The sequence below is a fragment of the Bradyrhizobium sp. SZCCHNRI20481 genome, assembly GCF_032485055.1.
In the GTDB taxonomy this organism is placed as follows: domain Bacteria; phylum Pseudomonadota; class Alphaproteobacteria; order Rhizobiales; family Xanthobacteraceae; genus Bradyrhizobium.
Window position 1 is genome coordinate 96,661 of sequence record NZ_JAUEUE010000021.1, and the last position, 23,818, is coordinate 120,478.

A 23,818-nucleotide genomic window follows, 5' to 3' on the forward strand; every position below is an offset into this window, starting at 1 on the left:
ACAACGCCGCCGAGGCGATATTCGGTGACCCCGTTCAGCGGCGACAAGGAGGATGCATGAAACCGGAAGTCATCTGCCTGATGGCGTCGAGCGTCGACGGCCGGACATTGCCGAGCCGCTGGCGTCCGAAGGGATCGGGCGATCTGTTCGAGCAGGTGCATGACCAGCTCGGGGGCGATGCCTGGCTGATCGGCCGCGTCACCGGCCAAGAGTTCGCCAAGGGCTCGGCCTATCCGGCCGAGACCACGGAGCGAATCCCGCGCACCCATTGGATCGCACGACGCGGCGCCAAGGCCTACGGCATCGTGCTCGATCCCCATGGCAAGATCTGCTGGGGCCGCGCCGACATCGGCGGTGATCCGATCGTCGTCGTGCTGACCGAGGCGGTGTCGGATGCGCATCTCGCGGGACTGCGCGGCGAGGGTGTCTCCTACGTCTTCGCCGGCCAGTCGAAACTCGATCTCTCACGCGTGCTCGAGATCGTCGCGCTGGAGCTCGGCGTGAAGCGCCTGCTGCTCGAGGGCGGCGGCGGCGCCAACGGCGCGTTTCTGCGCGCGGGTCTGGTCGACGAGTTCAACCTCGTTCTGTGTCCGGCCGTGGACGGCGCCAAGGGGGCACCCAGCGTGTTCGATTCGACTGAAGCCGAGTCCGGCGAGCGCGCGCCGATCACGGCGATGACGCTCGAAAGCAGCACGGCGCTGGAGGGCGGCGCGCTGTGGCTGCGCTACAAGATCACCAACGGCTCGCCCTTGCCGGCCCAGGCAAGTCATGGCTGAGCGGCGAATGCACGTCATCGTCGTCGGGGGCGGTGCCGCGGGCCTGATGGCGGCGCGTGAGCTGGCCCGCGCCGGCAAGCGAGTGACGCTGCTGGAAGCGCGCGACCGCTGCGGGGGGCGCATCCATCCGCTGCCCGCGAGCAGGTTTGGATATCGCGCGGATGCCGGCGCGGAATTCATCCATGGCGAGGCGCCGGTCACCCACGCGCTGATGGCCGAGGCGGGGCTCACCTCGACGCCGGTCGATGGCGCGCGCTGGTACGTGACGGACGGCGCGTTCTCGCGCGAGGATCCGGCCGATCGGCAGATGCGCCAACTGCACGGCGTGGCGCGGCAGCTCGATCAGGATATGACCGTCACGGCGCTGCTCGAGCGTCATTTCGCCGGCGCGGAGTTTGCCGCCCTGCGCAAGTCGGTGCTCGGGATGGTGCAGGGCTATGATGCCGCCGATCCTGGTCGTGCCAGCGTGTTCGCGCTGCGCGACGAGTGGATGGGCGGCGACCGCGGTGCTCAGGCACGCATCGTCGGCGGCTACGCGGCGCTGCTCGATCATCTCCTGGCGGAGTGCCGGGCGCATGGCGTGGCGATGCAGTTCGAGGCGGTGGTCCGCGCGGTGGAGAGCTCCGATGATGGCGTCGTCGTGCGCTGCGCCGACGGCCGCGCGCAGCGCGGCGATATCGTCCTCCTGACCGTGCCGCTGCCGCTGCTGCGGACCATCGCGCTGCCGCCGGCGATGCGCTCGCAACTGGCCGCAGCCGAAGCCATCGGCTTCGGCAACGTCATCAAGCTGCTGCTGCGCTTCGAGCGCCGGTGGTGGCGGGAGGCTCGGACCGAGAATCTTTCCGATATGCTGTTCGTGCTGTCCGATGCCGACGTGCCGGTGTGGTGGACGCAGCATCCGAACGATGATGCGGTGCTGACCGGCTGGCTCGCCGGGCCGCCGGCCGGCGCTTTCGTCGCGCTCGACGATGTCGCCTTGATTGAGTTGGGTCTCTCGGCGCTTGCGAGTATTTTCTCGCAGCCGGTGGACTCGCTGAGGCAGCAGCTCGTCGCGTCGCATGTCACGGATTGGGCGAAGGATCCGTTCGCGCGCGGGGCCTATTCCTATGCGACGCTAGGATCCCGCGAGGCGCAGGATACGCTTTCGCGCTGGGATGACGGTCGTGTCCTGATCTCCGGCGAAGCACTGTATCGCGGACGCGACATGGGAACGGTCGAGGCGGCGCTGGCCAGCGGGCAACAGACGGCGCGGCGCATCCTCGCGATGTGATCGCGCGCCGCGTGCATGATGTTGCGCCCGTAGGCCCACGGCGCTAGCATTCGCCGATCACCATGGAAAGGATCGTCATGCTCGATCACGTCGGTTTCCCTGTCTCCGACTTTGTCCGCGCCAAGGCCTTCTATGCGGCGGCCCTGGCGCCGTTGGGTTACGTCCTGATGATGGAGATCACCAACGAGCAGACCGGCGGCCACGGTGATCACGCCGGCTTCGGCGACGGTCGTCCGGATTTCTGGATCGGCACCGGCGGGACGGCCGCGACCTCGACGCATGTCGCATTCCACGCCAAGGATCGCGCCACGGTCGATGCGTTCTATCAGGCGGCGATCGCGGCAGGCGGACGGGACAACGGCGCGCCTGGACTGCGGCCGCATTATCACGAGAACTATTACGGCGCGTTCGTGCGCGACGCCGACGGCAACAATATCGAGGCGGTGTGCCACGCGCCGGCGTGAGGGCCGCTCACCCCTCGGGATGAGTCACGCCATCACCGGCATGTGCTCGGCAGCCGCGGCCAAGCTCGGCGCGACCACGATCTCGAGCTGCTGGCGCAGCCAGCGGTGCATCGGATCCTCGTGGTGTCGCAGGTGCCAGACCATGTACATCGGCATCGCCGGGCAGGGGACCGGCACCGGCGCCACCGCCAGGCCGCGCAGCATGTAGGCGCGCAGGAGGCTCGGCAGCGTCGCGATCATGCGGCTGCCGCGCAGGAACGGGCCGATGCCGCCGAAGCCCGGCACCTGCGCCGCGAACCGCCTGACGATGCCGCGCTCGGCCATGATCTCGTCGATGTCGAGGCGGCGCCTCGGCTCGTACAGTACCGTGACGTGGTCGCTGGCGAGATAGTCCTCAAGGCTCTGCGGCGGCTCGCGTTGGCCCGCATCGTAGAACACGCGATAGCTGTCCTCGAACAGCCGCTTCTGCAGGATGTCGCTGCCCTCGGGCGGGCGCGGCGTGATGATGAGCTGACAGTGCTCTTCCCGTAGCATCTCCGGCGTCGGTGCGCCGGAGGGGATGACGCGCAGGCTGAGGCCCGGCGCCTGCGCGCGGGCGTAGCGGAGCAGGGACGGCAGCAGCAGGTCGCGCTGCAGATCATTGGCCGCGATCGTCACTTGCGCGGAGATTTTCGCCGGCTCGAATGCAGCGGTGTGCGAGAAGCTCCGGAGGTCGTCGAGCAGCGCGCGGGCGCGCAGCGCCAAGAGCTGCGCATGCGCGGTCGGCACGATGCCGCGGCCGGACTTCACGAACAGCGGATCGCCGGTGATCGCGCGCAGCTTGTCGAGCAGATGGCTGACGGCCGACTGCGTGACGCCGAGCCGCTGCGCAGCGCGGGTGACCGAGCCCTCCTCGATGACGGCGAGCAGGAGCTGCAGCAGGTGGCCGTCGAGGTCCAAATGATCGAATTGGCTCATGGATCGGATCGGTCGCGCGGCCTTTATTGACGGTGTCTGTCAGCGATACTGGCGGGCACGAACGACGCCGCGTTTGATCCAGATCAAGCGCGGCCGTTCGAAACACGACCAGGGGAGGCTCAGATGTCCACCACGTCAGCCCGGCAGCCCGTGCCCGGCACCACCATCTTCGACGGCGAGCAGGCCCGCAAAGGCTACGCCCTCAACAAGATGTGCTACTCGTTCAACGATGCCGCCAACCGCAAGGCCTTCGTCGCCGACGAGGACGGCTATTGCGCCAAATACGGCCTCAACGCGCAGCAGCGCGCGGCGATCAGGAACCGCAACGTGCTGGAACTGATCGAGGCCGGCGGCAACGCCTATTACCTCGCCAAGTTCGCCGGCATCTTCGGGCTCGACATGCAGGACATCGGCGCGCAGCAGACCGGGCTGACGAAAGAGCAGTTCAAGGCCAAGCTTCTGGCGGCAAGGGGTTGATCATGGCGAAGATCGTCGGTTGCATCACCACGTCCCACGTTCCGGCGATCGGCGGCGCGATTGCCAAGGGGTTGCAGCAGGATCCGTATTGGAAGCCGTTCTTCGACGGTTTCCCGCATGTGCGCGAATGGCTCGCCAAGGCCAAACCCGATGTGGTCGTGCTCGTCTATAACGACCACGGCCTCAACTTCTTCCTCGACAAGATGCCGACCTTCGCCGTCGGCGCGGCCGACAGCTATAGCAATGCCGACGAAGGCTGGGGCATTCCGCAGACCGCGCCGTTCAAGGGTGACAGCGAATTGTCCTGGCATTTGATCGAGCATCTGGTGAAGGAGGATTTCGACCTCACCACCTGCCAGGAGATGGTGGTCGATCACGCCTTCACGCTGCCGATGGCGCTGTGCTGGCCCGATCAGAAATGGCCGGTGCGGGTGGTGCCCGTGGTCGTCAACACGGTGCAGGCGCCGCTGCCGTCGGCCGCGCGCTGCTACAGGCTCGGCCAGGCGCTGGCGCGGGCGATTCAATCCTGGCCGAAGGACGAACGCGTCGTCGTCATGGGCACCGGCGGCCTGTCGCATCAGCTCGACGGCGAGCGCGCCGGCTTCATCAACAAGGATTTCGACGAGAAGTTCATGGCCAGCATGGTCGACGATCCCGCCTGGGCGACGAAGTATTCGACCGCCGAGCTGGTCGAGCTGTCGGGCACCCAGGGTGTCGAATTGCTGAACTGGATGGTCGCGCGCGGCACCCTGCCGGAGAAGGTCCGCAAGGAGCATTCCAACTATCACATCCCGATCTCCAATACCGCGACGGGATTGATGGTGCTGGAGCCGGTGTAGCGGCTCCAGCGGGGTTTTTGGTGCGGAAGGTGATGACCGAGAGCTATTCCGCCAACGACCATCACGCGGTTTGGGTCCCGGCTCAAGGCCGGGACGACAGCAGTGTGTTTGGCTCGACCGCGCCGCATCAACGGTGTCGTCCCGGCGAACGCCGGGACCCATACCGCGGATGCTATCGAGGGACGTTGCTGTCCGTCACCCGCATCGATGACGGTCGATGTGACTTCCAAGATCTCCGACTAACTCACACATTTCATCTGCATCTCAACGCACGGCCGCCGCCTCGCCGCCATGAACCGTCATCTCATGCGTCGTGCCGCGATGAGCGATCAGCGCATAGGCGACGGGGACCACGAACAGCGTGAACAGGGTGCCGATCGCGAGCCCGGTGGCGATCACCAGCCCCATGTTGAAGCGGGACACCGCGCCGGCGCCGCTCGCGGTGATCAGCGGGATCACGCCGAGCACCATCGCCGCCGTGGTCATCAGGATCGGCCGCAGGCGGACGGTGGCCGCTTCGATGATCGCCTCGGTGCGGTCTTTGCCCTGTTCGCGCAGCTCGTTCGCGACCTCGACCATCAGGATGCCGTGCTTGCTGACGAGGCCCATCAGGGTGACCAAGCCGACCTGGGTGTAGATGTTGATGCTGGCGCCGCCGATGCCGAGGCTGATGAAGATCAGCGCGCCCGCCAGCGACATCGGCACCGACACCAGGATGATGATCGGATCGACGAAGCTGTTGAACAAGGCGGCGAGCGCCAGGAAGATGATGATCAGCGCGAACACGAAGGTGGTGACGAAGCCGCCGGATTCCTGCTCGAGCTGTCGCGACGCGCCGCCATAGTCGATCGAGTAACCCGATGGCAGCGACTTCGCGATCTCCTTCAAGGTGGCGAGCGCGTCGCCCATCGCGATACCCGGCATCGCCACGCCGGAGATGGTTGCCGCATTGATCTGCTGGAAGTGATTGAGCGACTCAGGGATCGTCTTGCGCTCGAGCCGGGCCACGGTCGACAGCGGCACCATGGCATTGCCGCTGGTGCGGATCGAATAGTCGAGCAACTGACTGTCGGTGAGGCGGTCGTTCTGCCGGACCTGCGGGATCACCTTGTAGGAGCGGCCCTCCAGGCTGAAATAGTCGAGATAATTGCCGCCCAGCATGGTCGCGAGCGCGCCGCCGAGATCGCTCATCTTGAGGCCGAGATCGGCGGCCTTGTCGCGATCGAACACCACGGTGGTCTGCGGCTTGTCGATCTTCAGATCGCTGTCGAGGAAGATGAATCGGCCGCTCGCCAGCGCCTTGGCCATGAAATCGCGCGACACGTCGTTGAGTTCGCCGAACGCGCCGGTGGTGCCGATCACGAACTGGACCGGCAGGCCGTTGCTGCCCGGCAGCGGCGAGGGCTGGAACGCCACCGAGCGGGCGCCGGCGATGCCGTTCAGGAGCTGCTGGAATTCCGGCTGCAGGGTCTTGGTCGTCGCCTTGCGCTGATCCCAGGGCTTCAGAACCCAGCCGCCGATCACCTGTGTCGAGGTGTCGATCTGGAACACGGTGCGCGTCTCCGGGCGCTGGGCGATCAAGCCATACAGCTGCTGGCCGTAGAACTGGCGCTGCTCGAGCGTGGCCGAGGGCGCCGAATTCGTCAGCGACAGCACGATGCCCTGGTCCTCGTCCGGCGCAAGCTCGCTGGTGGAACTGACATAGAGCCAGGGAATCATCGCGAGCAGCAGCAGCGCGAACACCACCACCACCGGCTTGGTCGCGAACACGCTTTCGAGCCAGCGGCGATAGAAGTGGGCGAGCCGTTCGAGCACATGGTCGATCGTCCTCACCAAACGCGCCTCGAACGTGGTGGCGTCGCGCTCGGTCCGGCGCAGCAGCCAGGCGCAGTTCATCGGCGAGAGCGTCAGCGCGATCACCGCCGAGACGGTGACGGCGCCGGCGAGCGTGAAGGCGAACTCGGTGAACAGGGCCCCGGTCAGGCCGCCCTGGAAGCCGACGGGCACGTAGACCGCGATCAGGACCACGGTCATCGCGATGATCGGGCTCGCCAGCGCCCGCGCCGACTGGATCGCGGCTTCGACCGGCGGTACACCCTCGTCGATCAGGCGGTGCACGCTCTCCACCACGATGATGGCGTCGTCGACGACGAGGCCGATCGCCAGCACCAGGGCCAGCAAGGTCAGCAGGTTGATGGAGAAGCCCATCAGCAGCATCAGGCCGAAGGTGCCGATCAGCGACAGCGGAATGGCGATCACCGGGATCAGCACCGAGCGCCACGAGCCCAGGAACATGAACACGACGACGATCACGATCCCGATCGCTTCCACCAGCGTATGGATCACCTCGTCGATGGACGAGTTCACGAAATCGGTGGAGTCGTACAGGATCTCGCTGGTGATGCCGTTCGGCAGCTGTCGCTGCAGCTCCGGATAAACGGCCTTCACGCCGTTGATGACGTCGAGCAGGTTCGCCGTTGGCGCCACCTGGATGCCGATGTAGACCGCGGTCTTGCCGTTGAAGCGCGTCGCGCTGTCGTAGTCGTCATTGCCGAGCGTGACATTGGCGACATCGCGCAGGCGGATGATGGCGCCATTGACCTGCTTGACGACGAGATTGCGGTATTGCTCCAGCGAATGCAGATTTGTCGCGGCGGCGAGGTCGACCTGCACGAGGCGGCCCTTGGTGGTGCCGAGCCCGGAGATGTAGTCGTTGCCCGACAGTGCCGTCGACACGTCGGTCGCGGTCAGGCCATAGGCCGCGAGCTTGTCAGGGTCGAGCCAGGCGCGCAGGGCGAATTTCTTGGCGCCGAGCAATTCGGCGGTCTGCACGCCGGAGACCGCCTGCAGCTTCGGCTGCACCACGCGGGTGAGGTAGTCGGTGATCTGGTTCGGCGCCAGCACGTCGCTGGCGAAGCCGATATACATCGAATCGATGGTCTGGCCGACCTTCAAGGTCAGGGTCGGCTGCTGCGTGCCGGTCGGTAGCTGGTTGAGCACCGAGTTCACCTTGGCGTTGATCTCGGTCATCGCCTTGCCGGAATCGTAGTTGAGCCGCAGGTTCACGGTGATGGTGCTGCTGCCGGTGACGCTGGTCGACGTCATGTAGTCGATGCCGTTGGCCTGGGCGATCGCGTTCTCCAGCGGCGTCGTGATGAAGCCGGCGATGATGTCGGAATCGGCGCCGGCATAGGCCGTGCTCACCGTGACGATGGCGTTCTGCGTGCGCGGATATTGCAGGATGGCGAGCGTCGTCATCGAGCGCAGGCCGAGCACCAGGATGAGGGCGCTGACCACGAGCGCCAGCACCGGCCGGCGGATGAAGATGTCTGTGAAACGCATGGTGATGACTCTGATGAGCGCGGGCTGGCCGGACTATTGGTCGACGACATCCGGCGCGGCTTCCGCGACCGGTACGTGTGAGTTGTCGATTCTCACCGGGCTGCCGTTGCGCAGCTTGATCTGTCCCGCGATCACGACCGCCTCGCCCGGCTTGACGCCGTCGGTGATCGCGATCCGGTCGCCCTTGGCCGGCTTGCTCTTGACGAAAATCTGCCGCGCCTTGCCCTGGCCGTCCTTGAGATCGTCGACGACGTAGACGAGATCGCCGTAGGGGTTGCTGACGATTGCCGTCAGCGGCAGCGTGACGAGTTGCTCCGGGCTGCCGGTCGCGATCTCGACCTTGGCGAACATGCCCGGCAACAGCCGGGCGGCCTCGTTGTGCAGGGTGGCGCGGACCTGGACGTTGCGGCTGGTGGAATCGACCTTGGCGTTGATCGCCGAGATCTGGCCGGTGAAGCGCTCGGATGGGAAGGCATCCACCGTGATGGCGACGTCCTGGCCGATCCGAATGTCGGCGAGCGACTGCTGCGGCAGATAGAAATCGACGAAGATCGGATCGAGGCTCTGCAGGGTGACAATGGTGGTGCCGGCGCCGAGATACTGCCCGAGATCGACGGCGCGGATGCCGAGCCGGCCGGCGAAGGGCGCCTTCAGGGTCTTCTGCTCGACGATCGCCTTCTGCTGCGTCACCAGGGCCTGCGCGTTCTTCAGATTGGCGCGATCGCTGTCGAGCGTGGCCTGGCTGACCGCGTTGAACTTGATCTGCTCCTCGTCGCGCTTGACGACGATGGCATAGTTCTCGGCAGTCGCCTGCAGCGACTGCAGCTTGGCGACGTCGTCGGTCGCGACCAGCTGCAGCAATTGCTGGCCGGCTTCGACGGTGTCGCCCGAATTGAACTGGATGCCCTGCACGATGCCTGCGGCCTGCAGCGCCAGATCGGCGCCGTTGACGGCGCGCAGCGAGCCGACCGCGGTGAGGTTGGAGCGCCATGGAGCGGTCGCCGCAACGACCGTCGAGATCGTCTGCGGCGGGTTGGCCATGGCGCCGATCGCCTTGGCGATCATGATGCCCTTGAATGTCTGAAAGCCGTAGAGGCCGCCGAACAGCACCGCCATGGCGGCCAGCATGATCGTCATGCGTTTCTTCATTACATTGCTTCCTGGGTCGTACGATTGGGACCGGCGAAGTAGCCGGGATTGGCGCGGGGCAGCGCCGCCGGGGTCTCGTCCTGGCGATTCCACCAGCCGCCGCCGAGCGCCTGGAACAGCGCCGCGGTGTCGGTGAAGCGCGTGGCCTGCGACTTGATGCGGGAGACGCGCGCGTTGAGATAGGATTGCTGCGCGTTGATGACGTTGGCGTAGGGCACCGCGCCGCTCTTGAACTGCTCGACCGCCATGGCGAGACTGTCGGCGGTGGCCTTCTCGGCGGCGGCCTGGGCCTTCAGCGCCTCGGCGTCGTACTGGATGGCGCGCAGCGAATCCGCAACGTTCTGGAACGCGGTGATGACCGTGCTCTTGTAGAGCGACAAGTCCTGCTCGAAGGTGGCGACGTCAGCCTCCTTGGTGTGATACAGCGTGCCGCCGTCGATCAGCTTCTGGCTGACGCTCGAGGCCGCATCCCACACGATGGTCGTCGGCGAGAACAGCCGGCCCGGTCCGCTTGCGCCGTAGCTGCCCGACAGCGTCACCTGCGGCAGCAGATTGGCGACGCCGACGCCGACCGTCGCTGTGGCCTGGTGCAACGTAGCCTCGGCCTGCCGGATGTCCGGACGCTGCCGGACGAGCGAGGAGGGCAGTGACACCGGCAGCTTGCGCGGCAGCCGCAGCTCCGCGAGGGTCACATGCTCGCCGCGGTCCTGGCTCGGCAGCCGGCCGAGATAGGCCATCAGTTGATTGCGTTGCTGCGCGAGTTGCTTCTGCAGCGGCGCCAAGGTCGCCTTGGCCTGCGCCAGCGTCGCCTCCTGCGCCAGCACGTCGGATTTGGAGATGGCGCCGACATCAAACTGGTGTTGGATCCGGCCAAGCTGGTCGGTCTCGGCCTTGATGATCTCCTCGGTCGCTGCGATCTGATCGCGCAGCGAGGCGTCGCTGATCGCGGCGGTGACGACATTGGCGGTCAGCGCGAGATGCGTCGCCTCCAGCTTGAACGCCTGGTAGTCGGCCTGCGCCTGCAGCGCCTCGACCTGGCGTCGCGTGCCGCCCCACAGATCGAGCGCGTAGCTGACGCTTACCGACGTGCCATAGAGCGTGTAGAGCGAGGTCTGGCCGGGCCATTGCCCGTTCTGTGTGGTGGAGCCCTGGGTGCGTTCGGCGGATCCGCTCGCGCTCAGCTGCGGAAACAGCGCGCCCTGTTGCGACAGCGCGTTCTCGCGCGCAGCACGCAGCGCCAATTGCGCGGCTTCGATGTCCGGGTGGTTGCGAATCGCTTCCTCGACGAAGGCGTTGATCTGCCGGGAATGAAACAGCGCCCACCAGGTGCCGGGCAGATCGCCTCCGGGTGCGAAGCTCTGCACATTGCCGCCCGGCGTCGAGGCGCTGGCGGTCGCGGCGAGGCGTCGCTCGGCGACGTAACCGGTCGCGACCGGCGCCTCGGGGGAGATGAAGTCCGGGCCGACGGCGCAGGATGCGAGCAGCACGCTGCAGCCAAAAAGGCCGAGCGGGACGGACATCGCGCGGCCTGTCGGGACCCCCCTCAAACGCGCGGGAAACATTCGGACATGATCTGACATAAAACTAAACCGTTTCGTTTTCTATCCGGACCATGCGGGGCAGCACAGACGTAGTCAAGTCACGTTGATGACAGGGCGGTGATGCGCACAGCTTCGTCCTGCGCGGCGCCGGTGCTCGCTTGCACCGGACGGGCGCATCATTTTTGAGGTGAGAGTAGACAACGCGCCGCTTCCATTTCCGCAGCGGTCGGGCAGCGACGTCGTTCTTGTCACAATGATCGAAAAAGGTCTGCCGCCGAGCTCGCGCGGCGCGGGCCGGCCTTTGGCGAAGCAGCGCGCGAGACGGAGTTGGAGGCCGGCTCGCAGCGTCGAGCCGGCTCCGTGGGGCGGTCGCCGCTCGTCAGGACGGCATCGAGGATGCGACCACCGGCTTTGCCGGCACGGTGCGCGCGCGATTCGGGCGCCGCAGCCGGCGCTGCGCCCAGATCAGCACGCCTGTGATCAGCAGTGCGAACAGCGCGATCGAGATCAGCACGTTGGCCGCGCTGCCGATCAGCGACCAGTTGCCTTCGTGCAGCAGGCGCGGCCAGTTGCGCGGCAACGCGGAGAGCCCGTCGGACGTCACAGCATAGGCCCTGAGCTCATCGTCCTCGATGATCCTCGCCATCATCCGCCCGCCGCGATTGCCGATCGAGTTGACCGCCGAAAGGTCGTGGTCCCTGGCGACGATGCTGACGGCGTCAGGCAGCGAGATGCGCTTGGCTGCGGTGGGCGGAGCGCTGCCTGCGAAGGTCAGGCCGAGCTCGAGACAGAGTCCGGTGAGCGGGCTGAGCAGAATCAGAGGCAGCGTGAACCAGGCCGCGCCCTTGTGCCAGCCGGACAGCGTGTTGCGCAGTCGCGGCAGTCCCATCAGGATGCCGATGATCATGATGGTGACCATTGCGATGGTCGAGATCAGGGTGAGGCCGGGGATGCCGATCAGATGCTCGTGGGTCCTGCGCGCCCACAGGAAGACGCTCGCCATCGCGGGCTTCTCGACCGCGGCGCCGGTCGTGATGTCGACCTCGGCGCCCGGCGTACCCTGCAAGGTGAGGTGCTGTGTGGACGCATCGATCGACAGGCCGCGTGCCTTGCCGTCGGGATCATGCTGCTTGATCAGCGCGATCACGCGCGCCGGATCGACGCTCTGCGGCTTGACGGCAGCGACCTGCGCCATCGGCTCGAAGGAGAGGATCAGTCCGGTCACGATGACGACAAGCAGCGGCAGCGCGAAGACGAGGCTGATCCAGCGGTGAAGTTTGAGCAGAAGCTGCTTGTTCATGATCGTCTCCAAGTATTCGCCAAGTGATCGTCGAGTGATCGTCACACACACGAACGACGCGGCGTGACTGTTGTCCGCAGGCGCTCACTCCGTAGTTTCAGATCGTTTCTTGCTGGACGACGCTGCGAGATCAGTCCGCCGCCGTTGCGCTTTCATTAGCCGAGCGCACCACTCATACGAAAGGAGATAACCATTAATTTTAGGTCATGCGCCGTTTGATCGGCGTCAATGCGGCGAAAGCAAATCGGTGTCTATGCAAATGATGTCAATTCACGACTGACGTTTCTCGGTGACCGGCTGAAACGAGATAGCGGCGGTATCTCAGGATGACGCGCTCATCTCGGACTTCAGCGCGTCATTGTGAGAGGCCCTTGGCGATGCGCTTCGCTTCTCATGTCGGTGTCGCACTTATCCGCAGTCTGTCGCTGTCCGATGCGGAGAACACCGCGATCCCCGGCGGCACTGCGCGCCGACGCGTCAGGGCGATTTCCCTGGCGACACAATGCCCTTCAGTCCGGCGCGCTCAGCAGCGGCGCTGACGAGGCCAGACGACTGGATCTCGGCCGTGAAGCTGCGCAGGAAGTCGAGCCCGGCGTCGCGGCCCCTGGGGATCGCGATGGCGTGGCGCTCCTCGCCCCAGCGCCCGTCGAGCACGCGCGATCCTGGCACCTGCTCGGCGATCTCGAACAGCGTCGCCTTGTTGGTGGCGAAGGCATCGATCTGGCGGCTCGTCAGCATGGCGACCGCATCCTTCAAGGTCGGCGCCCGGACCAGCGTCGCGTTCTTCAGCTCGCGCCCGAGCGTCGCATCCGACGTGCTGCCGGTCGTGACGCCGATCTTGCGGCCGCTCGCGTCGACATCGCCGGCGTCGGAAAGCGGGGAGCCGTCGGGCACGAGATACCCAAGCTCGATCTCGAGATAGACAGGACCGAAATCCATCTCCTTTGCGCGCGCCGGCGAAGCATTGGTGAAGGCGACGTCGACCGCGCCGGTCTTGACGGCCTCGAGCACCTCGGCGTTCTTGGCGAACACGACCGGCTCGTAGTCGACATGGAGCTGGCGCGCCATTTCCTTGCCGATGGTGTAGCCGACGCCGCGGGGATTCTCGGTCCCGTCGGGCAGGATCGATGTCGGCGTGCCCGGATAGAGTCCCGCGCGCAGATGTCCGGTCGGCGCGAGAGTGCGTGCCACGTCGACATCAGCGGAATAGCTTCGAACCGGAGCGAGCGTCGCGCACGCGACGAAAGCGACAATGACGGCCTGCCTCAGGATGGTAGCTGCGCAGTCCATCGGTCGCCTCGCTGATATCAGACTGATTCGGTCAGTTCGCTGCCGGCTTCGCCATCGAGCACCTGCTGGAGACGCGTCTTGTCGAGCGCATTTTCCCAGCGGGCAATGACGATGGTGGCCACGGCGTTGCCGATCAAATTCGTCGGCGTCAGCCCCTGCGACATCAACCGGTGAATGCCGAGCACCAGTGCGACGCTGGCGACCGGAATCGTTCCGGTCGCGGCGAGCGTCGCTGCCAGCACGACGAAAGCGGCGCCGGCAATGCCGGCTGCGCCCTTCGACGTCACCAGCAGGATCAGCAGCAGCCCGATCTGGTGGCTGATGTCGAGATGAGTGTTGGTCGCCTGCGCCAGGAACACCGCGGCGGTGGCGAGGTAGAGGCAGGTGCCGTCGAGATTGAACGAGTAGCCGGTGGGGATGACCAGGCCGACGATGCCGCGCTCGCATCCGGCGGCTTCGAGCTTCGCCAGCATGCGCGGCAGCACGGTCTCCGATGACGTGGTGGCGATGCAGACCAGCACCTCATCGCGAATGTAGCGGATCAGCTTCCACAGGCTGAAGCCGGTGAGGGCGGCAATGGGGCCGAGCACGGCGGCGATGAAGATCAGGCAGGTGAGATAGAAGCTGCCGAGCAGCAGGCCGAGCTTGGCCAGCGAGCCCAGGCCGAACTTGCCGACGGTGAAGGCGATGGCGCCGAATGCGCCGAGCGGGGCGGCCCACATCACGATCCGAACGACACCGAAGATCATCTGGCCGGCGACATCGATCACGTCGGTCACGGGCTTGGCGCGGTCGCCGAGCCAGATCAGCGCAAAGCCGCACATGACCGAGATGAACAGCACCTGCAGGATATTGCCTTCGGCAAAGGCGCCAACGAAGGTCTGCGGGATGATGTTGAGCAGGAACGGCACGAAGCCGACCGCAGCGGTCTGCTTGACATAGGGCTCGATGGTCGCGGAGTTGATGGTCGCCGGGTCGATGTTCATGCCGACGCCGGGCTGAAACAGGTTCACCGCGGTCAAGCCGATGATCAGCGCCAGCGTCGTGATTGCCTCGAAATAGATCAGCGCCTTGATCGCGACGCGGCCGACCTTGGCCATGTCGGCCATGTGGGCGATGCCGTTGACCACCGTGCAGAAGATGATCGGCGCGATCAGCATCCGGATCGCCTTGATGAAGGCATCGCCCAGCGGCTGCATCTGGGCGCCGAGATCCGGCTTGACGGCACCGAGCAGGATGCCCGCTGCCATCGCGATCATGACCTGGACCCAAAGCTCCTTCCACCAGCCGCGGCGGGCGCCTGCCTTGCTGTCGGCGGTGAGGGTCGTGGCAGTCATGATCGGTCCTGTCGCTGAAGGGCTCGAAGTTGCAGCTGGCGGTGACTCAGCTCTTGGGCTCGAACTTGAACAGCCGTTCGGGATTGCTGACAAGCAGCTTTCGCTGCATGGCCGGATCCGGGGCGTAGAGCGGGATCAGATCGACCAGATCACCATCATTGGGCATGATCTTGACGTTCGGATGCGGCCAGTCCGTGCCCCAGATGACGCGATCGGGCGCATTCTCGATCAGTTTCCGGGCGAACGGCACGGCGTCGTGGAACGGTGGTCCGGAGGCCGAGGCGCGCTCGGGACCGGTGATCTTGATCCAGCACTTGCCGTCGCTGGCCTGCAGGTCGAGCAGCGCCTTGAACTCCGCATCGTCGATGCCCTTGGCGGCGCTGATCGTGCCCATGTGGTCGATCACATAGGTGACCGGCAGCGCCTTCAGGATCGGCACGAATTCCTGGATTGTCCCGGCCTCGAGATAAATGTCGACGTGCCAGCCGATCGCCGCGACGCGGTCCACCAGGGTGCGAAAGACGTTCATGTCGCCGACGCCGCCGAGGCGGCGGAGGAAGGCGAACCGGCAGGCGCAGATGCCGGCCTTGCCGAGCGCCGTGAGGTCGGCGTCGGACATCGCCGCGTTGATGTTGGCGACGCCTTTGTAGTTGCCGTTGCTCTGCGCGATGGCGTCCGTGACGACGCGATTGTCCGTGCCATGGACGGTGGCGTTGACGATGACGGCGCGTTCGACACCGATTTTGGCGTGCAGCGCCCGGAACATCTCCAGTGACGCATCGGGCGGCGTGTAGGGGCGGGTGGGCGAGAACGGATAGGTCGAGGCCGGCCCGAAGATGTGCGTGTGGGTATCGACGCTGCCGAGCGGCGGCAGGAAGCTCGGGGTCTTCGTCGCCGGATCCGGGCCGGCGATGCTGGGGATCTTGACCTCTTCGGCGGAGAGTTGCGCAGGGACAGCGCCGAGCACGCTCGCCGCTCCCAGTCCGGCCATGGTGGCCAGCAGATTTCGTCTCAACATCAGAGCGTCCTCCTCGGAATGGCTGTGGTCGCGGGCAGGCGGCGCCTGCCGGGCTCCGGCATCGTTCGTGTTTGCTATCGTCACGCCACGATGGAGAGGTCAGGCGACCTCTCAACGTGGCGTCGTGATCATGGCGTGCTTCGGATCCGGAGCCGGCGGATCGCTGTGGTCCCAGTTGTTCCTGATCGAGGATCTTGCAGCCTCTGCAGCATGACAAGAAGTATTGGGTGAACGGTCAGTTCGCTTGTTTGGACAATGCTCTGCAGTCCAACTGCCAACGTTGCTGAGACCCTCCGTTCGAGCTGCGTTGCAGCGCGACTGGGCGAGTGCTCTTCAACCAGTCTGCGAGAAGGCAGCCCGAGCGCGCCGATCTGCAGAATTGTTCGTGCGACGGAAAGGTGAGTTGCGTCAACGCCGTGGCGTGCGTTTTGGTCATGCGCCGGCAGCTTCAAGCGCCGTTGTGAAGACCGCATGCGCAATGCTATGCGACAGCAAAGAGAGGCGTGCGGGCGCCGAGATGCTGCGCGGCTGTCAGCTCACAACAATATCGGGCAAGGGAAACACCATGGTCGACGCGCTCATCATCGATGCCTGCAGAACGCCGCGCGGTATTGGCAAGGCCGGAAAGGGCGCGCTCGCCGGGCTGCACCCGCAGCATCTCGGCGCCACCGTGCTGCGCGCGCTGGCCGATCGCACCGGCATCAACACCGGCGACGTCGAGGACGTCATCTGGGGCTGCTCGTCGCAGCGCGGTCCGCAGAGTGGCGATCTCGGCCGCATGTCGGCGCTCGACGCCGGCTACGACATCCGCGCCTCGGGCGTCACGCTCGATCGCTTCTGCGGCTCCGGCATCACCAGCGTCAACATCGCAGCAAGCTCGATCATGGCCGGGCAGGAGGACCTCGTCGTCGCCGGCGGCTGCGAGATGATGTCGATGGAGGGCCGGCGCGGCGAGGGGCCGCTGATGATGGACGCCGGCAATCTGCATCTGCGCGCGCTGCATCCGCAGTCGCACCAGGGCGTCTGTGCCGACGCCATTGCCACCATGGAAGGCATCACCCGCGCCGACGTCGACGCGCTCGGGCTGGAGAGCCAGAAGCGCGCGGCGGCTGCGATTGCGGCCGGCCATTTCAAGAAGAGCCTGGTGCCGGTGCATCGCGAGGACGGCAGCCTCGCGCTCGACCACGAGGAATACCCGCGGCCGCAGACCACGGCCGAGGCGCTGGCAGGGCTGAAGCCGGCGTTTCCGGCGATCGCCGACTACGCGCTGGACGAGAAGGGCACGACGTATCGCAACCTGATCCTGCAGCGCTATCCCGGCCTCGAGATCGACTTCATGCATCACGCCGGCAATTCCTCTGGCGTCGTCGACGGCGCGGCCGCGATCCTGCTGGCGTCGCCGTCCTATGCCCACGCCCATGGCCTGAAGCCGCGGGCACGCGTCGTGGCGATGGCCAATATGGGCGATGACCCGACCCTGATGCTGAACGCCCCGGTGCCGGCGACGCGCAAGGTGCTGGCCAAGGCCGGGCTCAAGCTTGATGACATCGACCTGTTCGAGATCAACGAGGCGTTCGCCGTCGTCGCCGAGAAGTACATCCGCGACCTCGAGCTCGACCGCGCCAAGGTCAATGTGAACGGCGGCTCGATCGCGCTGGGACATCCGATCGGCGCCACCGGTTCCATCCTGATCGGGACGCTGCTCGACGAGCTCGAGCGGCGCGATCTCAAGCGCGGCCTGGTCACGATGTGCGCGGCCGGTGGCATGGCACCCGCGATCATCATCGAGCGGGTCTGAACGGTACATCTCCTCGATTTGAGGTGCGCGCGCCCGCTGCGGAGATTCCCGCGGCGGGCGCCGTCGTCTTGTGCTCCGGCAATTTGTGATTTTGGCGGTGGCGCAGTTGAGGCGCAGGATCGCGCGAGCCGCGGCGGTTCCACTTTCCGGACCAGTCAACCACGTTTCGACCGGAAAGGAATTCGCGCTTGTTCCGCTAGTTGCGACGGGTTATTGCCACGGCGAGGCCTCATCTTAGAAGAAACGGCTCTCCGTGCTGTCGACGCTGTCGCATATCATCGATCGCAAGGCTTCGAACCGGGTGGTCACGCGGCTGCGGGCACTGCTGCGCAGCAATGAGTTCTACCTGATACCGTTGGCCCTGGTGATCGGCGTTGCGACGGGTGCGATCGTGACGGTGATGAGCCTGATCGCGCAAGTCGCGCATGTGGTCATTTACGGCATCCCGATCGATGTCCGGCTCAGCGCTCATACCTGGGTCAACCCGGTGGTCGCCCTGATCGCGCCCGCCTGCGGCGGCCTTGCGCTCGGCATCATGGAATGGCTGCGGCGGCGCTGGAAGATCGCGGCCGCGGTCGACCCCGTCGAGGCCAATGCGCTGCGCGGCGGACGGCTGTCGATGCGTGACAGCATCGTGGTGAGCGGCCAGACCCTGGTCTCCAACGGCTCCGGCGCGTCGGTCGGGCTCGAGGCCGGCTACACCCAGATCGGGGCCGGCGTCGCCTCGCTGCTCGGGCAGTATCTCACGCTCCGCCGCAACGATCTGCGCCTCATCCTCGGCTGCGGAGCGGCCGCCGCCATTGCGGCCGCCTTCGGCGCGCCGATCACGGGGGCGTTCTATGCCTGTGAGCTGATCGTCGGCGTCTACTCCGTCGGCAGCGCGGCGCCGATCCTGGCGGCCTCGCTGGCGGGTGCGCTGACCTCGCAATATCTCGCCGGCGCGCCGTATTCGCTGGAGGTCGCCAAGGTCGGCGCGGTCGGCTTCGAGCAATACATCGCGCTGTTCGTGCTGGCGCTGCTCGTCGCCGGCATCGGCATCCTGGTGATGCGCGCCTCGCCGACGGTCGAGCGGCTGTTCGTCCGCATTCCGGTGTGGCTGCGCCCGGTGATCGGGGGGGTCTGTGTCGGCGCCATGGCGATCGTGACGCCGCAGGTGCTGGCGGCAGGCCACGGCGCAATGCTGCTCGACCTGCATCGCGAGATGGCGGTCGGCATGATCGCCACCATCATCGTGCTCAAGCTCGCCGCCTGCCTGATCTCGCTGGCCTCGGGCTTCCGCGGCGGTCTGTTCTTCGCCTCGCTGTTCGTCGGCAGTCTGCTCGGCAAGCTGTTTGCGGGCCTGCTCGCGCTGGCCGGCCTCGGGCTCGCGATCGACCCGCTGGTGGCGATGCTCACCGGCATGGCGACGCTCGGTGTCGCCATCGTCGGCGGGCCGCTGACGATGTCGTTCCTGGTGCTGGAGATGACCCGCAGCGTCGACGTCACCGCCGTCGTGCTGGCCGCCTGCATCGTGACCTCGGTATGCGTCCGCGTCCTGTTCGGGCACTCGTTCTCGACCTGGCGCCTGCATCTGCGCGGCGAGACCATCCGCAGCGCCAACGATGTCGGCTGGCTGCGCAACCTCACGGTCGAGCGGCTGATGCGCTCCGACGTCGCGAAGGTGCCGACCACGACGAGCATCGCGGCCTGCCGGCGCGAGTTCGCGCTGGGCACGCGCCAGGCCGTGGTGGTGGTGAACAACAGCGACGATTATTGCGGGCTGGTCTCCTTGCCCGATTTGTTCTCGGGCGAATTGGATTCCATTGCCGACGAGATCCAGGTGGTCGAGCTCGCGAAATATTTCGATGTCGCGCTGTTGCCCGAAATGAACGTCAAGACGGCGATGAAGATCTTCGACGATTCCGGCGCCGAGGTGCTGGCCGTGCTGGAGTCGGAGAACAGCCGGAAGGTGATCGGCTTCCTGACCGAGTCCTTCGCGCGCCGCCGCTATGTCGAGGAGATCGACCAGGCGACGCGCGGCGTGCTCGGGGCGCTGTCGTGAACGCGTCCCATCGCCGCGACGCGTGATCCCTGGGCCGGCACCAGGGCAGGCTGACGGCCGATCGAGACGCGTGAGGACTGCATGACGAGACGGATGAGCACGGCTATCGTGGCCGCCTTGAGCGCGCTGGTGACGGCTGCGGCGACAGCACAGCTCGCGGTGCTCAAAGGCAAGGACGCGTTCGGCAGCTGGCAGGGCGATGCACCGGGCACGATCAGGCTGATCCGTCCCGAAGACCTGCCCAAACCGGGTGCGACGGCGTCCGCAGCCAACGTCTCCCGCGTGGTGCAACGACCGGCCTCCGCCGTACCGAAGGTCATCGACGGTTTCAAGATCGCGCTGTTCGCCGAGGGGCTGAGCGGGCCGCGCATCATCCGCACCGCGCCGAATGGCGACATCTTCGTCGCCGAGACCCGGGCAGGGCGCGTCCGCGTGCTGCGCCCGAGCGAGGACGGCAGCAAGGTCGCGTCGAGCGAGATCTTCGCCGACCGGCTCGGCCATCCCTTCGGCATTGCGTTCTATCCGAGTGCCGATCCGCAATGGGTCTATGTCGCGAGTACCGAGCGCGTCATGCGCTTTCCCTATCGTGCCGGCGACATGAAGGCGCAGGGGCCGCTGCAGGTCGTCGTGCCCGATCTGCCGGCCGGCTACGGCCATTCGACCCGCGATGTCGTCTTCACCAGGGACGACAAGCGCATGCTGGTGTCGGTCGGCTCCGTCGGCAATGTCGGCGAAGCGCTGGGAGAGCCTGGCGGCGGAATCAGTGCCTGGATCAAGGCGCATCCGCTCGGCGCGGCCTGGGGCGGGGAGGCCGACCGTGCCGGCGTGCTGGCGTTCGATCCCGACGGCAACAACCGCAGCCTGTTCGCCACCGGCATCCGCAACTGCGTCGGCCTCGCCATCCAGCCCACGACCGGAACGCCGTGGTGCTCGACCAACGAACGCGACGGGCTCGGCGACGATCTGGTCCCGGACTACGTCACGCGCGTGAAGGAGGGCGGGTTCTACGGCTGGCCCTGGTACTATATCGGCGACAACCCTGACCCGCGCCATGCCGGCGAGCGCCCGGACCTCAAGGGCAAGATCACCGTGCCCGACGTGCTGCTGCAGCCGCATTCGGCCTCGCTCGGTCTGACGTTCTACGACGGAAATCTGTTCCCGCCGGAGTATCGCGGCGACGCCTTCGCGGCGGAGCACGGCTCGTGGAACCGGTCCAAGCGCACCGGCTACAAGGTGATCCGCGTCCGCCTCAAGGACGGCGTGCCCACCGGCGAATACGAGGATTTCGTCACCGGCTTCGTCCTCAATGACCGCGAGGTCTGGGGCCGGCCGGTCGGCGTCACCGTGGCGCGCGACGGCAGCCTTCTCATTTCCGAGGACGGCAATGGCACGATCTGGCGCGTGAGCCGCTGAGCGCCGCACCACCACCTGTGACTCACTTCTTCGGCGCGCGGCAGTTGAAGGCGCGGCGGAAGCCGGCGGCCCTTGCGTCGTCCTCGGAGCAGAACCAGCGATCGGGCTCGGTGGTCGCGGGATAGCTCGGGCAGCCCTGCAGATGATAGATGCCGATGTTGCCGGTGACGCGCGCGCGCACCGCGAACTTGCCCTTGATGCTGCAGCCCGGCGGCGCGCTCGGCGCGTCCGGGAACAGCACGGCACGGATCTCGCGGTCGCGGTCGGTGCGGCAGGCGGCGCCGATCAGCGCGCCATCCTTCTTGTCGATCCGGAACTCGCCCGGCGCGACGAAGCAGCCCTTCCAGAGTCCGCGCAGCGCCTCCTTGGCCGCGGCGACATCGTCCTTGACCCGCGCCTTCGCGGCGGGGTCGGCGCCGACGGCGAAACCTGCGCGCGCCATTTGCTGGTTGAGGCTGACCCTGTCGCCGTCGACGGTGCAGAGGCCGATCCTGCGGGTCTTGAGCGGCTTGTCCGGACCGAGATCGTCGCAGCGCACCGCGCGGCCGCCGATCAGCTTGCCGAGCTGCTCGCGCGCCTCGACGCCACAGCTCCAGGAATCGGCGTGATCGTCGATGCAGAGCTGGTCGACCTCCGGCGCATCGACGCCGTCGAGCCGGAACACCGTGTCGCCGAGCTGGATCGTGTCGCCGCTGCGCACCGTGGCGCTTGCGGCCAGCGACGCGCCGGTCATGCCGGCTCCCAGCACCATGGCCCCACACAACGACAACAGCCGGTCTCGCAGCCGCATGCTTCCTCCCGCAATCACATTCATCAAATACCCGGCCGAAGTCCTATCACAGCGCGCGTGAGTCTCGCCAAGGGCGGCGCGGTCCGGCACCGCCGGACCGCCACCTTGCGCGGGGGGCGGCTGCTACCCATCTGACCGGGCGAAGGAAATCTTGCCATGTTGGACTTTACCTCCGATCTCGCCGGCGATGCGCTGTCGCCGTCGCGCGCGTCTGCTGCTGCGCCGGCCGACGACCGCGCGCTGCTCGACGCCTATTCCAATGCCGTCATCGATGTCACCGAGCGCGTCGGTCCTGCGGTCGTGCGTGTCGAAACCGGCCCCAAGGCTGGGGCGACCGCCGGCTCCCGCGGCGGGCTCGGCTCGGGCATCGTGATCTCGCCCGACGGCCTCGTGCTGACCAATAGCCATGTGGTCGGCTCCTCCAAGAGCATCCGGCTGCGCGACGTCGAGGGCGTCGTCACCGATGCGCAGGTGCTCGGCGTCGATCCCGACACCGATCTGGCGCTGCTGCGCGCCAATCACGCGCGCGACCTGCGCTACGCCGCGCTCGGCAATTCCAAGAGCCTGCGCCGCGGCCAGCTCGTGGTCGCGATCGGCAACCCGCTCGGGTTCGAATCGACGGTCACCGCCGGCGTCGTCTCGGCGCTGGGGCGCTCGATCCGCTCGGTGTCGGGCCGCATGATCGAGGATGTCATCCAGACCGATGCGGCGCTCAACCCCGGCAATTCCGGCGGCGCACTGGTGTCGTCGGCCGCCGAGGTGATCGGCATCAACACCGCCATCATCCAGGGTGCGCAGGGCATCTGCTTTGCGGTCGCGAGCAACACCGCGCAGTTCGTGCTGTCGGAGATCATCCGCCACGGCTATGTCCGCCGCGCCTATATCGGCGTGTCCGGGCAGACCGCGCCGGTGCCGCGGCGACATGCGTTGCTCGCCGGTGTCGAGAACAAGATGGGCGCGCTGTTGATGCAGATCGAGCCGGACGGGCCCGCGGCCCGCGCCGGCCTGCTGCCGGGCGACGTCGTGATCAGGCTCGACGGCGTCGAGATCAACGGCGTCGACGACCTGATCCGCGTGCTCGACCGCGACCGCATCGGCCGTACCATCGCGATGGACGTGCTGCGGCTCGGCAGGTTGCGCGGCATCGACATCGATCCGGTGGAGCGCAAGCCGGTGGCAAGGCAGGCGTCTTAGCATTGCATTCGTGAGATGCTGAGCTGCAGCCACGACCACAGCTGTCGCCCCGGCGAACGCCGGGACACATAACCCCAGGGAGCAGTTTGAGGCAGGTGCGTCGTGAGCACCTCGCGCCACACGTCCGCCGCGGCGTATGGGTCCCGGGTCGGCGCCGCGCCGCGCTGTCGCGCGTCACGGCTTGCCCGGGACGACAGCGGTGGGTGGGTCGGATATACGCTTCAAACAGCGATTGGTATAAGGTCTCGTTCCCGCGGCGCGTCGCGCCCGAGTTCTGCGATCAGTTCGGTCCCTCCTGATAGTGCAGAGGGCGCAGGGAATGCCGGGTGAAGGCCTCACCCATGGCCCGCCTGCTGAAAAAATGCAGGCGGCAGGTACCACAGGTGCTGCCGTAGCCGGCATTCCCTGCGCGATGGTCTTCACGCTTATACGCAGTCTCCCTGGTGCGCCGGGCTTGTTGGCCACCATTCGCGACAACGCTTGCGCATTGCGCGGGACACCAGCATCGGGGTGTCAGGACGCTGCGACTTCACGTCCGCAACCGATCGTTCGTCCGCGCATCCGAAGACACACTGCGATCTCTCGCGGCCATCGCTCCCCGCCTCGCGTGTCGTGACGATCGCGCGCAACGCTCCTCCGCAGTGAGGCGGGATGCGCGCAGACAACCGCGATTTCTGGAAATACGCAGCATGTTTCTACCCGAAGTTCAAGGTGGCCATGGACCTTGCGGGACGCTGTCCGGAACGTCGGCTGGAGCCCAAATTCCGGACCGATGCACCGCTGGGCCCAAGACGGCTTGCTACACAGGATGGCCAGAGGGCG

18 protein-coding genes are annotated in these 23,818 nt (G+C 66.5%); 9 read left to right on the forward strand and 9 right to left on the reverse strand.

Annotated elements, in window-relative coordinates; all coding sequences use genetic code 11:
• Positions 1-56 precede the first annotated feature (56 nt).
• From QX132_RS29185 to QX132_RS29195, 3 genes are all read left to right on the forward strand, one after another.
• A complete protein-coding gene (locus QX132_RS29185) occupies positions 57-776 on the forward strand; it encodes a RibD family protein (RefSeq protein WP_316163512.1) in 720 nt (239 codons plus the stop codon).
• Positions 769-2,046: an NAD(P)/FAD-dependent oxidoreductase gene (locus QX132_RS29190; RefSeq protein ID WP_316163513.1), complete on the forward strand. Its 1,278-nt coding sequence runs from the start codon at positions 769-771 to the stop codon at positions 2,044-2,046. Before QX132_RS29185 ends, QX132_RS29190 begins: the two co-directional genes overlap by 8 nt.
• Before the next feature lie 77 nt (positions 2,047-2,123).
• Entirely contained in the window at positions 2,124-2,510 is a 387-nt protein-coding gene (locus QX132_RS29195) for a VOC family protein (protein ID WP_316163514.1), read from the forward strand.
• 24 nt (positions 2,511-2,534) lie between these two features.
• Here the strand turns inward: QX132_RS29195 and QX132_RS29200 are convergent, their stop codons facing one another.
• Positions 2,535-3,467, reverse strand: a complete 933-nt coding sequence (locus tag QX132_RS29200; protein ID WP_316163515.1) for a LysR family transcriptional regulator — start codon at positions 3,465-3,467, stop codon at positions 2,535-2,537.
• Between the two features lie 123 nt (positions 3,468-3,590).
• On the opposite strand from QX132_RS29200, the gene QX132_RS29205 reads away from it, so the two are divergent.
• Positions 3,591-3,944 carry a protocatechuate 4,5-dioxygenase subunit alpha gene (locus QX132_RS29205; RefSeq protein WP_315751972.1) on the forward strand — a complete coding sequence of 118 codons (354 nt, stop codon included), beginning with the start codon at positions 3,591-3,593 and terminating at the stop codon, positions 3,942-3,944.
• Positions 3,945-3,946: 2 nt separating this feature from the next.
• Positions 3,947-4,783, forward strand: a complete 837-nt coding sequence (locus QX132_RS29210) for a class III extradiol dioxygenase family protein (protein WP_316163516.1) — start codon at positions 3,947-3,949, stop codon at positions 4,781-4,783.
• 264 nt (positions 4,784-5,047) lie between these two features.
• Here QX132_RS29210 and QX132_RS29215 read toward each other — a convergent pair whose 3' ends face one another.
• The 7 genes from QX132_RS29215 to QX132_RS29245 form a co-directional block, all read right to left on the reverse strand.
• On the reverse strand, positions 5,048-8,125 hold the full coding sequence (locus QX132_RS29215; RefSeq protein ID WP_315776354.1) for an efflux RND transporter permease subunit: 3,078 nt from the start codon (positions 8,123-8,125) through the stop codon (positions 5,048-5,050).
• 33 nt (positions 8,126-8,158) lie between these two features.
• Positions 8,159-9,274, reverse strand: a complete 1,116-nt coding sequence (locus QX132_RS29220; protein WP_316163517.1) for an efflux RND transporter periplasmic adaptor subunit — start codon at positions 9,272-9,274, stop codon at positions 8,159-8,161.
• Entirely contained in the window at positions 9,274-10,794 is a 1,521-nt protein-coding gene (locus QX132_RS29225; RefSeq protein ID WP_316163518.1) for an efflux transporter outer membrane subunit, read from the reverse strand. Before QX132_RS29225 ends, QX132_RS29220 begins: the two co-directional genes overlap by 1 nt.
• A 400-nt stretch (positions 10,795-11,194) precedes the next feature.
• The gene (locus tag QX132_RS29230; protein WP_315812729.1) at positions 11,195-12,115 is read right to left on the reverse strand and encodes a PepSY-associated TM helix domain-containing protein; all 921 of its coding nucleotides are present in this window, start codon (positions 12,113-12,115) and stop codon (positions 11,195-11,197) included.
• A gap of 477 nt (positions 12,116-12,592) precedes the next feature.
• Complete coding sequence (locus tag QX132_RS29235; RefSeq protein WP_315737110.1) at positions 12,593-13,306, reverse strand: ABC transporter substrate-binding protein; 714 nt, start codon at positions 13,304-13,306, stop codon at positions 12,593-12,595.
• Positions 13,307-13,422: 116 nt separating this feature from the next.
• Positions 13,423-14,742 (reverse strand): C4-dicarboxylate transporter DctA, encoded by a 1,320-nt coding sequence (dctA, locus tag QX132_RS29240; RefSeq protein ID WP_315776358.1) that lies wholly within the window; start codon positions 14,740-14,742, stop codon positions 13,423-13,425.
• 46 nt (positions 14,743-14,788) lie between these two features.
• Entirely contained in the window at positions 14,789-15,760 is a 972-nt protein-coding gene (locus QX132_RS29245) for an amidohydrolase family protein (protein WP_316163519.1), read from the reverse strand.
• Between the two features lie 565 nt (positions 15,761-16,325).
• On the opposite strand from QX132_RS29245, the gene QX132_RS29250 reads away from it, so the two are divergent.
• The 3 genes from QX132_RS29250 to QX132_RS29260 all read left to right on the forward strand — a co-directional run bounded on the left by QX132_RS29250 (position 16,326) and on the right by QX132_RS29260 (position 21,012).
• Positions 16,326-17,558, forward strand: coding sequence for an acetyl-CoA C-acetyltransferase (locus QX132_RS29250; protein ID WP_316163520.1), 1,233 nt, complete (start codon positions 16,326-16,328; stop codon positions 17,556-17,558).
• Positions 17,559-17,811: 253 nt separating this feature from the next.
• Positions 17,812-19,599, forward strand: a complete 1,788-nt coding sequence (locus QX132_RS29255) for a chloride channel protein (RefSeq protein WP_315812732.1) — start codon at positions 17,812-17,814, stop codon at positions 19,597-19,599.
• An 81-nt stretch (positions 19,600-19,680) separates the two neighbouring features.
• Positions 19,681-21,012, forward strand: coding sequence for a sorbosone dehydrogenase family protein (locus tag QX132_RS29260; protein ID WP_316163521.1), 1,332 nt, complete (start codon positions 19,681-19,683; stop codon positions 21,010-21,012).
• Positions 21,013-21,034: 22 nt separating this feature from the next.
• On the opposite strand, the gene QX132_RS29265 is transcribed toward QX132_RS29260, so the two are convergent.
• Entirely contained in the window at positions 21,035-21,802 is a 768-nt protein-coding gene (locus tag QX132_RS29265) for a thermonuclease family protein (protein WP_316163522.1), read from the reverse strand.
• A 156-nt stretch (positions 21,803-21,958) separates the two neighbouring features.
• Here QX132_RS29265 and QX132_RS29270 point away from each other — a divergent pair, with 156 nt between their 5' ends.
• Positions 21,959-22,996: a S1C family serine protease gene (locus QX132_RS29270; RefSeq protein ID WP_315812735.1), complete on the forward strand. Its 1,038-nt coding sequence runs from the start codon at positions 21,959-21,961 to the stop codon at positions 22,994-22,996.
• Positions 22,997-23,818 lie beyond the last annotated feature (822 nt).

Coding starts and splice junctions, on each gene's coding strand:
- QX132_RS29225 (WP_316163518.1), bottom strand. CDS start 10,794: ATGTCCGTCCCGCTCGGCCTTTTTGGCTGCAGCGTGCTGCTCGCATCC.
- QX132_RS29205 (WP_315751972.1), top strand. CDS start 3,591: ATGTCCACCACGTCAGCCCGGCAGCCCGTGCCCGGCACCACCATCTTC.
- QX132_RS29265 (WP_316163522.1), bottom strand. CDS start 21,802: ATGCGGCTGCGAGACCGGCTGTTGTCGTTGTGTGGGGCCATGGTGCTG.
- QX132_RS29215 (WP_315776354.1), bottom strand. CDS start 8,125: ATGCGTTTCACAGACATCTTCATCCGCCGGCCGGTGCTGGCGCTCGTG.
- QX132_RS29195 (WP_316163514.1), top strand. CDS start 2,124: ATGCTCGATCACGTCGGTTTCCCTGTCTCCGACTTTGTCCGCGCCAAG.
- QX132_RS29210 (WP_316163516.1), top strand. CDS start 3,947: ATGGCGAAGATCGTCGGTTGCATCACCACGTCCCACGTTCCGGCGATC.
- QX132_RS29250 (WP_316163520.1), top strand. CDS start 16,326: ATGGTCGACGCGCTCATCATCGATGCCTGCAGAACGCCGCGCGGTATT.
- QX132_RS29200 (WP_316163515.1), bottom strand. CDS start 3,467: ATGAGCCAATTCGATCATTTGGACCTCGACGGCCACCTGCTGCAGCTC.
- QX132_RS29245 (WP_316163519.1), bottom strand. CDS start 15,760: ATGTTGAGACGAAATCTGCTGGCCACCATGGCCGGACTGGGAGCGGCG.
- QX132_RS29260 (WP_316163521.1), top strand. CDS start 19,681: ATGACGAGACGGATGAGCACGGCTATCGTGGCCGCCTTGAGCGCGCTG.
- QX132_RS29220 (WP_316163517.1), bottom strand. CDS start 9,274: ATGAAGAAACGCATGACGATCATGCTGGCCGCCATGGCGGTGCTGTTC.
- QX132_RS29185 (WP_316163512.1), top strand. CDS start 57: ATGAAACCGGAAGTCATCTGCCTGATGGCGTCGAGCGTCGACGGCCGG.
- dctA (WP_315776358.1), bottom strand. CDS start 14,742: ATGACTGCCACGACCCTCACCGCCGACAGCAAGGCAGGCGCCCGCCGC.
- QX132_RS29230 (WP_315812729.1), bottom strand. CDS start 12,115: ATGAACAAGCAGCTTCTGCTCAAACTTCACCGCTGGATCAGCCTCGTC.
- QX132_RS29270 (WP_315812735.1), top strand. CDS start 21,959: ATGTTGGACTTTACCTCCGATCTCGCCGGCGATGCGCTGTCGCCGTCG.
- QX132_RS29190 (WP_316163513.1), top strand. CDS start 769: ATGGCTGAGCGGCGAATGCACGTCATCGTCGTCGGGGGCGGTGCCGCG.